The organism is Flavobacterium muglaense, assembly GCF_014305155.1.
Classification (GTDB): Bacteria; Bacteroidota; Bacteroidia; order Flavobacteriales; family Flavobacteriaceae; genus Flavobacterium; species Flavobacterium muglaense.
On the sequence record NZ_JACRUK010000003.1, the window covers coordinates 130,273 to 144,049 of the forward strand.

The window sequence follows — 13,777 nt, forward strand, 5'->3', positions numbered from 1 at the left end:
TTTATTTCATATTTTTATTTTTAATGTTATTTTTTGTTGTAACCACCAAATGGATAAGTTTCACCCTCATTTCTTTGTTCACTAACATATTCATTAAATGGAGTGAAACTAAAACTTTTGACCCTCATTTCAATAGATTCAAAATCAGCTTTCATACCACCATCAGTATCAACAACACCACCAGCCCAAGCATTATTTGGGTTAACTAACCAAGGTGATGATGGTAATGGTGATGATGGAAACCAAACACCAAATGTGAAAAAACCACTTATATCTGGAACAGTATCACCACTTAATGTGTTGATGTTTGTTCTTTTTAATAAATCATCAACATAGAATTCAACTCTATCTGGATACCAATCAAATCTTAATTTGTGGTAATCACCATCAGCAATATTAAAACCAACTGATGTTAAATTATCTCTATACTCTTCCCAATATGATGGGTCGGTTGTTGCTACATCCCAATTCTTTAGCTCACCTCTCCAAGTATTACATTTCATATTGCTTAATGATGGATTTGATAATGTACCACCGTCTAAATGTGATGGAAATTCTATATCAATTTCGTGGTTTCTTGTTATATAAAAACCATCATCAACTGTTCCTTGTTCGTGTAATCCCTCGTTATTAGTTGGGGATTGTTCAGTAGTTATTACAATTTTACTAAATGTATTACCAACCGTTAAAAAAGTTGTTGGGTTATAATAAACTACACTTGGTTCATTTCCCACACAAGTATAAATTGTTTGTGATACATCTTGGTCAATTATAAATTTATCTCCAATATTAAAATTAGTTCCATAACTAATTATACCATAATCATCAATTGTATTATTGATGGTATAACCTGATTCTATTATATTAATAACATCAACAGTTTCATAAGCTTCACCAATAAATTGTGGATAACGTGGGTCAGTTGGATAAATTTCATTATAAAAAAAAGTCCACATAGCATAAGCCACACCCAATTGATTTGGTATTAAAGCTTCAATTTCATAAGAACCAAAACCAGTTCTTTTATTATAAACAATACACCCACCAACTCTATTAGTCCAAGGTTCACCAAATTGTGGGTCTGATACGTTTGTATGTATTTTTTTTATTCCATCCCTATCAACACCTTGTGTTGTACCAGTATAATTATCACCATTTGCTTTTAGAATAAGTTCATCATTTCTTAAAAAAACATTATCTGGAACAACACCACCATTTGCACCACCCCAAGCACGATTTAAAACATAATAGTTATTTCTTAATGTATCAGGATTTTTAAAATCATCAAAAAAAGATTCAGTTTCAACTACAACATCTTGAATATTAACTAATAATAGTGCTGATGTGTGTAATTCAGATTCCAATTTCAAATAGTATTCACCATTTGGTAGTTCTGATGTTGGTGGTATTGTAAAAGTCGTAATTTCATTAGTGTATCTACCAATCCAACTTTCATCAACTGTATATTCAACTAATGGATTATTTTTAGCTTGAAAAACAACTACTGGTGTTGGTTTAGTTGCTAAAATATTAATTTGATTTTCACTTATATAACCACGGTATCTTATATATATATTTGCAAATGAATATCCACTTGAACTAGTTGTAACACCCGAAATCAATCCTGCACCAATATTTATTGGGTATGCAGTTGTTGATGTTGGAACTGTTAAACCACTAAAATTAACTGTTGCTTTTGCATTATTTAGATAAATAAAAGTATAATCATTACTATTACCTTTTCTATTTAAACAAATTTGATTCCAACCTATAACAATTGATTCAGCTGTTGTGTATTTTTGTAAAGTTGATGCTTTGTAAAATTCAATATTAACCTTACCATTTGAATCAATATACATACTACCATAATCTGATGTAATACCATAATGATAAATATATTTAGTTGTTCCAGTCGATGGTAAAGCTGGTATATGAACCCATACTGCAAATACAGTATCATTTAACCCATCAGCACCAAAAAATGCTGTTGAATCAAAACCTGAATCAGGGTCAGATGGTAATTGAAAATAAGTATTGGTTGTATTTAGTTTCAATGATTGTACATCATCAACAACTGTAAAAGTTGCACCAGTACCAATTAATGAACCATTTGAAAGATTATCAAAAATATCAGAATAATTTTGTTTTAATTCAAAATGTGAACCAGCTTTTGGTGATACAAATTGACTATCTAATAGTTTTTTTCCATATACTTCTAAACTGTTACCAGCATTCAATGTATAACCCTGTAAGCTTGTAATGTAAAATGGTGCATCGGTATCAATTTCATTATCATTATAAACCAATTTCCAATAACCATTTTTACCTACATATTTAAACTTTGTTTCCTTCCAAGTATCAACAACACCAATATATCTTTTTTCTATTTCATTCCATTCATTTGATTTACCAACATAACCTTTTTGATTTGGTATGTTAGGTGTTAATGATGGTGGTGTTCCAGCTGTACCGTCCATTGGTCTATTGTATGCAAATTCTCTAATTGTAACCCATTCTAAACCATCAAAACCTTTAAGAATTAATCTAATTTGAATCCAATTTTCACCTTCATCAGTTACTTCAACCACTCCATAAGATTGTTCATAACTTGGATACATACCACCTGAATTTTCAGTTGAATTTATTTGCCAAGGACCACCTTCAATATCATTATATTGGTCAATTGGTGAAGCTGCTAAATTTGGTATTAAATACTTTTCATCTAGTGTTGACCAGTTTAATGTATTACCACTTATATCAGTTGCATATACTGTATTTCTTCCATCATCAATTGCTTGTAAATGTGCATCAGCTGTAACAATTGTTATGTTATTTATTTGATTGGAATAAATATAATTAGCTATTTCTTTTCGTTCAGTTGCAAAACTTCCCCAAGTCATACCACCATTTAAAAAACTTTGTCCTAATGGATTATTAATATCAGCATTGTATGTAATTGGACTAAACCAAATAATGTTTTCACCACCATTTTTAGCTGCTAATAATTCACTTTTTAACCACTCTTTTTGAACTGTACCCAATGTTGTTTTTGTTGAATCATCAACATCTTGTATTGGGTTACGATGTGTTCTCATACCAGTTATTATACATCTAGTCCTTCCCATTTTCCAACTGAAATAAGTTCCATCAGTTAATGGTGTATTTGAACCATACGGGTAATTTGGAAAGACCGTATCATAAAATGGTAAATAAGTACTCCAATCATTATCTTTATTAGGATTTGCACCTAATGAATCGTGGTTATCATATAAATATACTGTTGGTTGATTTTTGAAAAAATTAGTCATTTGTGAACTACTTAAAGCCAAATCAGTTACAGTTGCATAATCTTGTGGATTTGATGATGAAATGTTTTCATAATGTAAATCACCCTGATGTACAAACATATCAGCATTTTCAGTTAACATTTCGTTCCAAGTTGAAGCTGATGATGCTGTTCTGTTACAACTTCCAGTAATTATTTTAAAACTTTTTCTTGTGTTTGAAAGTGTTTTAAAAGTAAAAGTATTACCAGTTTCAACAACATCATCTACAATGAATTTACCATAGTATGTTGTATCAGCAGTTAAACCCGATAAAGTATGTTTAGTTGTACCATAGTTTGTTGTTGGATTTGCAATTAATACAGTTGAATCAAATGAAGATGTGAAACCAGTATTAGTTGATAATATAACTTTAACATTACTTGGTGTTGAAGCTATTGATGATGTTAATACTTTTGATTTTGGTATTTCTAAATTTGAGTAACCACTAGTATTTGTACCAAATCTTACACTCAAATAATTATCAGAATCATATTTCTTAATTCTAATAGCTGCATTATTAGCTGCACCAAGTAATGTTTGTGCTGTTTGACCACCATAAGATGTTGCATCAAAATCATCAAATTGTGCAACAAAAATTACTGTAATTGGGTCTGGTGAATTGGCAGCAGTATCTAAAATTGGAATTTTAAAATATGTTGCATTATCCAGATATAAAGCATTCTTTGATTTAACAGTTCTTACACCAGCTGTTGTACCAGCTTTAGGTGTTGCAACTCTTATTGTACCTACTGATGTTGAATCTGTCCATCCAGTTACTCTAGTACCACCACTTAAATTTAATCCTTCACTATCAAAATCCATAAAAGGTTGTCCAATTGTAGTAGTCCAAGTTGGTTTTGTTCCTGCTGATGTAGTAACTGTGTGACCGCTAGCCATAACAGTTCCTGTTGGTAGCCATCTATCAGCTAACCAATTTTCAAGTAATATTCTTTGTGTATCTGGTAAGGCTTTATCGTAAAATGCTAATGTTGGAATAATACCCTTAAAAAATTCTGTATCATCATAATCAGCACCAATAAAAATATCACCTAAATATTTACAGTTTCCAGCATTTGCAGCTGAACTAATAAGTTCACCATTCACATATATTCTTACTGTTGATTGGTCAAAAGTCATTGTATATACTTTTGGTTCATTAATTTCTGATGGTAGTGCATACGGAACTTTACCAACAATTGTTGCTTCTTGGTGGGTTAAACCACCTATCATTATATTTTTTACCATTATATAGCTGAATAAGTAATCCATTCATCACCATTTGCTGGTATTCCCGATGGTGTTGATGTTGATACCGTTGTTGATGGTATATGTATTTTTTTTGTGAATAAGATTGATGTTAAATTATCTATCAAATCGATTTGATTGTTATAAATATTACCACCAACAGATATTTGGCTAAAGTGAGTTGATGAAAGAATATTTTGCTTAGTATCATATATATTGTGAACACTTATGTTTTCTAAGCCTTGTTTAATAATTATAAAATTTTTGGTATATTTTATCCCATTAAGTCTGAAATAATCCTCATCTTCATTGTTAATTAAAATCATTATATTTTTCTAAATTTTAGTGTTCTATATGGTTCAGAATTTACTTCGCCATTTATGTTAAATTTCCAATTAGGAAATTTAGTTAAATGTACATCCAAGTACATTTTGATTATTTCCCATCTTGCACCAGCTAATTGTAGTTGTTGTGTACTTATATCTTTTAGTGTATTTCTTTCTGTTGGTTCACTATCATTTCCAGTCTTTTGTGTTGCTCCAAATGGTGTTAAATTCGTATTTACTTGTAAAATGTACTTTGACATAAAATAATCACTTAAAAGTGCATTTAAACCATCTTGATAATAGTTTACATCGTAATAAGTGAAAGTTGACCCAGTAAATAAATCTGAATATTCAACATTATCTTTATTAGCAATAACATCAAAATAGAATCTATCACCTAATACTTCTTTTAATTCAACAATTTGTGCTTGTTCAATGATTGGAATGATTTTTTTATCATCAATTTTATTACCTATATCCTTAAATGATTTTATTTGTTCTGGTGTTAATAAGTTATTCATTTGTTTGTGTTTTAAATATTGGTGTTATTGACCAATCATTGGTTGGATTGATTGGTTTTGCAAAATTTGAAAATAACATTTCAAAAGCTTCAACAATAATTTGTCTTTCTTCTTCTTTATTATCCCAGTGCATTTGTTTAGCTTGTAATAACAATTCACCACTATTACCAAAGATTGAATTATCTGAATCTTCAATTAAAATTGATGGTATTCCAAATGCTTTTCTAATATTTTTAGCACTTGAAGCTTCACTAGATTCAAATTGTTTATCATTGATATTTGAATTAATATCTTGTATTAAAAATTGTTCACTTAATACATCACTTTCAGCATTAGATTCAAGTAATAACACACCACTTGAATTTTCTGAACCTTTTAAATCATTTATTGTATTTTCAAAATCTTTTCTTTCAGAATCACTTGAAAATGGTTTAACAACAAATAATTTTGCACCAAAAAACCCTTTACGTAATCCACTATTTTTAAATAATGCAGCTTGAAATTCTGAATCAGCATCATATACAACACTATCAATATCACTTAATGAATACAATTCATTATAATCACTTGTTATGTGTAATATTTGCCCTTTATATTTGTTCCAACCACCTGCACTTTTTACTTGCGCATCAATTACTGCTGGATTTGGATTGTATTTATCAATAATGTTGTAGTCTTTTTTTTCAATCTTTTTACCTTTTGATTTATCCCAGTTATCATAAACAATATATTTTCCTGAATAACCAGTTGAATCATTTTTACCAATTCTACCATCTTCACAACTTAACATATCAACACTTGTAACTTGATAAAGTGCGTTGTAATTGATGTGTAAAAAAAGATTATTTTGACCCGAAAATTCACGTGTAACGATTCTTAATAATTGATTGATGTTTACACCTCTTTTATTAACAATAAGACTTGATTTGTCTTTAATTCCACTTGCAAATTCAAATCCTTTACCATATAAGTACTTACTGTTTAAATCAACACATTGTTTTGCGGTTACTGATGAATTAATAAGTGAATTAACTAATGATGGATAAGCATTATCAACACCCCAAGAAAAAACATCATCTTGTTTATTGTATTTAATCGATAATCTATTATCAATATCAACTAATTTTATCCTCATTATTCCATTTTATTATTCATTTTTGTTATTAATTCTTTCCAGTTTTCTGGATATTTTTCAAACATTGATATTCTGTTTTGATTGGCTTCAAGGAATCCTAATGCAACATCATTATCACATTCATCAAATGATATATATTGACCATTATCAAATAAAATTTTAGTTACCCCTAGATTTGTTCTTAATTTAAAACTACCCTCATTTAATTCAATATTATCAATACTTATTTTGAGCGTTTTTAAGCTATCATTTTTAAGTTTATTGTAATACATTTCACTTTTATCTTTACAACTCTTACAACCTTTAATTTTATGTAAATCAACATAAAATTTTGTTATTTCACTTTTTTCATTTGTTGATAAAGTTGAATATTCTTTTGTAAGTAATTCATTTAATCTTTCGTTGTTCATATTCATTTGTTTTATAAAAAAAAAGGTAGATAGCTATACACCATCTACCCTTAATTATACTATATTATTTTAGTTAGTAAAACTTATTATGTTTAAACAAAAAGTGTATTAAATTTAGCTGTTGATGCTGAATAACTACCTTCAAGATAAACTTGGTATGGATATGTTTCACCAAAGTTTTCAACACTTGATAATGTGAAAACAAATGAACCATCATTTTCAAGACTAGTAAATGAACCCTCTGACATTCTTAATCCGTTTTCGATACCGAAAACTTTATAAGAATCTACATTACCAGTTCCTTTATATTTTGTTTCTACAACAACTACTACTTCCGATGTGCTTAATTCTTTAATTCTTTCCGCATCAGCAGCACTTTGACCAAACACTCTACAAGCAAAACCGTGTGTGAATGTATCTAAACCATCATTAACACTAAATTCAGATGTTGTGTTTCCAAGTTGTTTTATCCATTCAATTGAATAACCAGTTTTTCCAGCATTCAATGATAAATTCGTAATAGTTGCACCACTAGATGTAAGTGCTGTTTTGTCAATATCTTCAACATTTATAATAACCGCTGAAGTTTCTAAACCACCTTTTGCTCTATTGGCTGGTGTACAGTCATAAGCGATATTAGCAGTTAATTTATTTATACAAGACATATATATATTATATTTTTTTTTATGTTATTTTAATAATGGGGTGTGAATAACACCCCATATATTTTTATTGTTATGCTGATACTCTACCAACTACAATTTCAGCTGGGAATGCTACTTGCGCACCGTATTTGTAAGCAATTTTTAATTTTACTCTTTCTGTTTGGTCAATGTAAACTGCACTTGCATTGTCTTCTTCACCATCCAAATCACAACCAACATAGAAATTTGATTTTCTACCAGCTACAACACGTTTAGTTGAGTTTAAACCGTTTAAAGCATAGATTTTAATTTGAGTTCCAGGAATTACAATTTCACCATCAGTTGAATCTGCTCCATAGTGGAATAAGTTTGCATTTTTCAAAGCAGTTGTGTATGTTCTGAAATATTCACGACCCATATAGATTGCCATATCATCAGCATCCAATACTTCAACTGGAATAGCTGTATAAACAGCATCAACAAAAGCGATTGCGTTTGAACTTGTGAAAGTTGCAGCTGTTACATTAGTTGTACTAGCTGATGCAGTATCAAGTAATTTTAAATAACCGTCATAGTGCATTAAATCAGTTGAACCAGTTAAACTTGTATCACCTTGCCATAAAGCAACTTCATTTTTTTTGTTAACAACCTTAACAACTTCTTCCATCAATTCAGCCTCAAATACTAATTCATTATCAGCAGAACCAGATTTAATTTGAGATTGTAGATATTTTGCATTAAGCAATTTTGGGTCAAAGAATTCACGAACTGCAATAGGTGCAACTGTAATTAATCTTTGTGAAAATGTTACGTTTGAACCTCCATCAGTTGATGCTCCAACGCTATCATCTTGCAATTTGGCATCAACTGCCATAATGTTTAAAGCTGCACTAGATTTGATACCAGTTTGAAGTGTGAAAATAGATGCAGTTTTTGCACCTAAAACAGATGCTTTTAAAATTGGGAAATTTTGTTCATTAACATAATCTGTTAATGATGATACGCTATAAGCCATATTAATAATTTTTTAATTTTTTTGAAGTTTATTTCAACTTCTTTATGTTATTTTTTTATTATTTTGAGTTTAATATTTGCATAGCACGTGACATATTTTCAGTACTACCTTTTACACTCGTTTTAATTTCTTTTTTGTTTGTTGATGTAAAATCTGAACTAACACTTTTTGCAAGTGCTAAATATTTATTTTCCATTTCAACTTGTTTAATTGCCATTGCTTCAATTAATTCAACCATCTTGTTAACTTCTTCAACATCTACCGTTTCTTCAACAACTTCTTCAACTTCATATTCAGCTAGTTTTGCTTTCAATTCTATTACTTGTTCTTGCAAGTCAGCAATCATTGCATCTTTTTCTTCTGGTGTTGCATCAGTTGGTAAATCTTCATTTGAAATTTCTTCAACTTCAATTGCAACTGGTGCATCTTCTGCTGGTACATCTTCTGTTGAAACAACATCAGCTGGTTTAATTTCACTTACTTTACCTTTTACTGTTACGATTGTTGAACCATCAGGTAATAAAAATTCACCATCAGCATCTTTACCATCAAGTGTTACTTTTGCATCAACTTCAACTGTATCTGTTGATTCAAGTTCAGGAAATTTCAATTCCAATCCAGTTGCATCTTGTACCACTTTTTCAGCTTTAATTTTTCCAGTTAAAAGATTCATAATTGAATCTATTTTTCTTTCTAGTTTATTCATTAAACTTTCTTTTATTTCTTTGTTATTATTATTTAAGGTTAACATTGCAACCGCTTTTTGTTGAATTGATAATTCAGTTGCAAAACCAAAATCTTTTGCTTGTTCAGCTGATAAATATGTTTCACTTTTCAATAATGAATGAATTGTATCTTTATCAATTCCAGTTGCTTCACTATAAAATTTAACTAGTTTATCCTCGGTTGCTTTTAATTCGTTTAAATGGTCTGAAAGTGTTGAATAATCACCAACCGCTTCCATCCAAGGCAAATGAATCATTAAAGCATCTTGTGCATCAGCTGGTATTATTCTAGTTGAACCAGCCATAAAGATTACACTAGCAATTGAATATGCTTTTGTTGTATAAGTTGTAACTGGAATTGATAGATTTTTCAAATAATTGTATATATCATTACCAGCATCAACATAACCACCAACTGAATCAATTTTTACTAAAAATTCAGTTGAATCAGATTGATTTTTTACTTGTTTTATAACATCAAGTAATGTTGTATCTTGACCTATAACACCATTCACATACAATACACCTATTTTTGAATCCATATTTAACTTTTATATTCTTTTAAAGCTTTAAAAGCTTTATCACTTATCTTGTTTTTATATTCATCAGCTATATTGTGAATATATATTTCTTTTGCTTTTTTAAAAGCTTCAAATGCTTCTTGATATGTATTAAAAACCCCTAAATGTTTTGTTATACCAAATCTTAATCTTGCAGCATATTTATTTTTTCCACTTGGTCGAATTGATGAACCTTTACTATCATTTGTAAACAAAGAATTAATTCTTTGTGGAACAAAAAGACAAGTTTCAGGTGAGTAACATTTATTATCTTTTTTTAAAATATCTTTATCTAATTGATATTCTTCAATATTATTTTCATAATACCATTTTGCGAAATTTTGATAATTATGCCATTCATCACACACATAACAATCTTTGTAACTAGGATGTTTAATTAATGTTTTTTCACAATTACATCTTCTTAACATATCACGCCACTTTTCATAAGATTTAATGTTTTTTCCATCTACACTTGTTATAAATTCTCCCTCACCAATAAACCCTATACCAAATATTGATTTATGGTAAACATTTTTAATAATTCCACTTGATATACTTGTGAATTGTACATTTTTCCTTGTGTAATTATTATCAACAAATCGTATTACATATTTATTACTACCACTATATTCAATAATTTCAATTTTGTAACCTTCATTTGTTACATATACTTCACCAAGTCTTTTTTCCTGTTTATTCATAATTTATATTCTTTTTTATTTAGAATATATATTCATTTTGGAAAAAGTAAATAGGAAAACACCGTTTATGTAGATTGTTCCTATATTCATACTTATAATAGTACTGGTGTATAGGACAAAGTAAAGTGGTGTGTAACTTTTGTTAGTTTTTGAGTATAAAAAAACCAGCTATTGAAGCTGGTTTGTTATAGTTTATTTTAATTGTTGATATATTTCGAAAGTTTTATCAATTCTTTCACTTAATCCATTTGGTGTTGCTTTACTATTTGCATTACCAAGATTAATTGCTTTGCTTATTTTGGTAATTGAATCATCATCAACTGTTGTTGTATATTTCCAAAGGTGATTTGTATCAAAATAAAATTTAGCTGATTCAAAAAAGTATTTACCAGCAACCAGTTCTGGATTTTTCACACAATCTTCACCAATCCAATTTGAAAACAGTTGATAATTATCTTTTCCTGTCAATTGTAATGCACCTCTGCCTTTATATTTCCAACCATCACCAGTTGATTCAGTACCATTACCCATTCGGTTTGCATAAACTCTATTTGCAATTTTAATTGGTTGTTTTGCGTATTTTTTAGCTTCAACAATCGTTTTAAAGTACTTTTTAAAGATTGAAAGTAATCCAGCAACCGAATACATCAAATTTTCAGTATCTACACTAAAATCGCCTGATTCGTGAGCAGTTTGACCCAAAAAATGTGCAATTTGTTCATCAGTTTCAATTGATAGCACTTCTTTTAGCTTGTTGATGGTGATTTTGCCTAAAATACCATCAGAAACAAGTCCATATTGAACTTGAAATTGTTTGATTTTGGTACTCATAAGTTAAGGTAGTACCATTATTTCTTGCAAGATTATCAATGTGATTATCTTGATTAAAGCTAATTGTGCTGTATTGTTACCATTTTCAATTGATTCAACAAAAAATGTTGCTGATAGTTGGATAATTTCAGCGTTTAGTGTTCTATCTAGTTTGTTTTGTGGTGTAATATTGAATGTATAACCAAGTGTTGATGGGTCAACTGGTATATCTTCAAAGTATTTGGTTAATTGATTATCAATATTTGTACGTATTTCAACAAGTAATTCTGGTGATATTGGTTCTAAAAAGTTAAGTACACCAATACCATCAATATCAACTTGATGTGTTGTACCACATTCATCAACATTAATAACAAATGGTTGATATTTTTTAAGATTTTGTTGTGTAACTGTTATTGTCATTATTTAAGTATTTATAACTTAAATAATACTATGTTGAATGATGAATGTAAAGGTTTTATTTTCCAGTATAAATATTTGACAATACTTTTTTTTCCACAATAACACACGAAAAGTGTGTTATTTTCCATTATAAAAAAGTGTGAAATGGTAGGTACTTTACTGCGAAGCGTTGGAATGTTATCAACTTTGCGTTGAAGTGTAACTTAAAAATCTTTTAGTTGATATTGTTTCAATCACTTTACGTTGATGTAAATGAATAAACTTTGAGTTGAAGTATTACTTTATTATTTGTGTGTTATCATTGCTTAAATCTTCTTATTTTACGTTGAAGTGTATCTTATATACTTTGTGTTACAACTGGTGAAAATTCGTTTACGTTGATATTGTTTGATATTGTAACTGGTAAATATTATTAAGTTAAAATAAATAAAGAAATTAAAAAATATAAATAAAAATTAATATCAACTTTGAAATCTTTGCGAAGCTGCATTTTACATTATGGCTACGCCAGTAGGCATAATCATTATTATTAATATTTCTTTTTTATTTAATATTATTTTTTTTATTTTCTCTTTTTATTATACTCAAAGTATATCCACAAAGATTGGTTAGTTAAATAAGACATTTTTGTCGCACGACATTTTTGTCCTATGAAATAAATATAATATTCATAAGACATTTTTGTCGCACGACATTTTTGTCCTATGAGATAAAACCACTTCAACATTAATTAAAATATTTCTTACTTTTTCATAACACAATTAACTTATAAACGTCAGGTAAACCCAAAATAAAATCACTTAAACACCTGAAAACACTACAAATATTTTTATAACTAAATTAAGTTATAACATAATATTTTACAATACCAAATTATTTTGCATTTATTTTACAAAAAACATTGACATTTTGAAATGTTAATAGTACCTTTGTATCATAATAACATAAAGGATAAACAACAGTTGATGAAAAAAAGATATATATTATTTAAAAATGGAAGTGAAATAGGTGAAGCGGATAATGATGTTGAGATATATCAACTAATAACAGTAAGTAAACAATATTATTACAGTCAATTCAAAGATTTATTATTTGAAGATGGTGCAAATTTCAAGCGTAACAGATATACAATTATTGATAGAGTTAATCCAAAATAAATAAAAAAAAATAATTTGTCTTTTTACAAAAACTGATATATTTATAATAAACAGTAAAGTTTTCAAATCTAGGTTTCCAGCAGATAAATTGGATTGCAACCAACTGCTGGTTCTACTACCTATAAGGTAGAAAAATATAATAACAAAAGTAGAATATTAACCAAAATGAAAAACAACAACACAAAAAATGTAATTAGAAATAACAACAAACCCAAAGGAACATACTTCAACGGTTCATTACACATCTTACACAATAACAAACTAAGTGATTTTGAAGTAAGATTATTTTTCAGTATTCTTTCAGATTCTGATGATTTTAAATTCAACGTATTAACATACGCTAACCGATTTGGCAAAACAACTAAAACAATTGGTAGAGCAATTAACAATCTTGAAAATGAAGGTTACATAATTCAAACTCAAAAAACAAATAGAAAAAATGTTTGGGATTATGTAATTAGTGAATACGGTGATTTAAAACAAACAAATTCAAAAGTTGAAGTACAAACCGAGCTAATTACAATTGATATAAACAACGAAAGTAAAGAAGTGATAGTTGATATAACAAAAGACGAAATAATTGAATCTGAACAAGCAAATGAAAGTGATAGTTTGTTTGATTGGATGAATTACCAACCAAAACCAATAATTTCAAAACAAGAACAATTTAAAATAGATGAACAAGAACGTTTATCAAAACAGAATAATAGAATACTGAATTAATATATTGGTTCGCAATTGCGAACCATTTTAAAAGAAAATAACGCAAAAAAAAT

The 13,777-nt window shown here is 28.6% G+C and carries 13 protein-coding genes; 2 read left to right on the plus strand and 11 right to left on the minus strand.

Features of this window, described 5'->3' with window-relative positions:
- Positions 1 to 26: 26 nt before the first annotated feature.
- From H8R24_RS02545 to H8R24_RS02595, 11 genes are all read right to left on the minus strand, one after another.
- Complete coding sequence (locus H8R24_RS02545; RefSeq protein ID WP_187016958.1) at positions 27 to 4,571, minus strand: alkaline phosphatase D family protein; 4,545 nt, start codon at positions 4,569 to 4,571, stop codon at positions 27 to 29.
- Positions 4,571 to 4,897 carry a hypothetical protein gene (locus tag H8R24_RS02550; protein ID WP_187016957.1) on the minus strand — a complete coding sequence of 109 codons (327 nt, stop codon included), beginning with the start codon at positions 4,895 to 4,897 and terminating at the stop codon, positions 4,571 to 4,573. Before H8R24_RS02550 ends, H8R24_RS02545 begins: the two co-directional genes overlap by 1 nt.
- Positions 4,897 to 5,418, minus strand: a complete 522-nt coding sequence (locus H8R24_RS02555; RefSeq protein ID WP_187016956.1) for a DUF6712 family protein — start codon at positions 5,416 to 5,418, stop codon at positions 4,897 to 4,899. The genes H8R24_RS02550 and H8R24_RS02555 overlap by 1 nt, the downstream gene beginning before the upstream one ends.
- Complete coding sequence (locus tag H8R24_RS02560; protein ID WP_187016955.1) at positions 5,411 to 6,553, minus strand: phage portal family protein; 1,143 nt, start codon at positions 6,551 to 6,553, stop codon at positions 5,411 to 5,413. Before H8R24_RS02560 ends, H8R24_RS02555 begins: the two co-directional genes overlap by 8 nt.
- Positions 6,553 to 6,963, minus strand: a complete 411-nt coding sequence (locus tag H8R24_RS02565) for a hypothetical protein (RefSeq protein WP_187016954.1) — start codon at positions 6,961 to 6,963, stop codon at positions 6,553 to 6,555. The genes H8R24_RS02560 and H8R24_RS02565 overlap by 1 nt, the downstream gene beginning before the upstream one ends.
- Positions 6,964 to 7,055: 92 nt before the next feature.
- Positions 7,056 to 7,628, minus strand: a complete 573-nt coding sequence (locus H8R24_RS02570) for a hypothetical protein (protein ID WP_187016953.1) — start codon at positions 7,626 to 7,628, stop codon at positions 7,056 to 7,058.
- A 70-nt stretch (positions 7,629 to 7,698) separates the two neighbouring features.
- A complete protein-coding gene (locus H8R24_RS02575) occupies positions 7,699 to 8,622 on the minus strand; it encodes a hypothetical protein (protein ID WP_187016952.1) in 924 nt (307 codons plus the stop codon).
- Between the two features lie 58 nt (positions 8,623 to 8,680).
- Positions 8,681 to 9,889, minus strand: coding sequence for a Clp protease ClpP (locus tag H8R24_RS02580; protein ID WP_187016951.1), 1,209 nt, complete (start codon positions 9,887 to 9,889; stop codon positions 8,681 to 8,683).
- 2 nt (positions 9,890 to 9,891) lie between these two features.
- Positions 9,892 to 10,611, minus strand: a complete 720-nt coding sequence (locus H8R24_RS02585; protein WP_187016950.1) for a hypothetical protein — start codon at positions 10,609 to 10,611, stop codon at positions 9,892 to 9,894.
- A 192-nt stretch (positions 10,612 to 10,803) separates the two neighbouring features.
- Positions 10,804 to 11,442 carry a glycoside hydrolase family 19 protein gene (locus H8R24_RS02590; RefSeq protein WP_187016949.1) on the minus strand — a complete coding sequence of 213 codons (639 nt, stop codon included), beginning with the start codon at positions 11,440 to 11,442 and terminating at the stop codon, positions 10,804 to 10,806.
- A gap of 3 nt (positions 11,443 to 11,445) precedes the next feature.
- Positions 11,446 to 11,844: a hypothetical protein gene (locus H8R24_RS02595; protein WP_187016948.1), complete on the minus strand. Its 399-nt coding sequence runs from the start codon at positions 11,842 to 11,844 to the stop codon at positions 11,446 to 11,448.
- A 965-nt stretch (positions 11,845 to 12,809) separates the two neighbouring features.
- Between H8R24_RS02595 and H8R24_RS02600 the strand changes: the two genes are divergently transcribed.
- Positions 12,810 to 13,001, plus strand: coding sequence for a hypothetical protein (locus tag H8R24_RS02600; protein ID WP_187016947.1), 192 nt, complete (start codon positions 12,810 to 12,812; stop codon positions 12,999 to 13,001).
- A gap of 165 nt (positions 13,002 to 13,166) precedes the next feature.
- Positions 13,167 to 13,724, plus strand: a complete 558-nt coding sequence (locus tag H8R24_RS02605) for a hypothetical protein (RefSeq protein WP_187016946.1) — start codon at positions 13,167 to 13,169, stop codon at positions 13,722 to 13,724.
- The last annotated feature ends 53 nt before the right edge of the window (positions 13,725 to 13,777 follow it).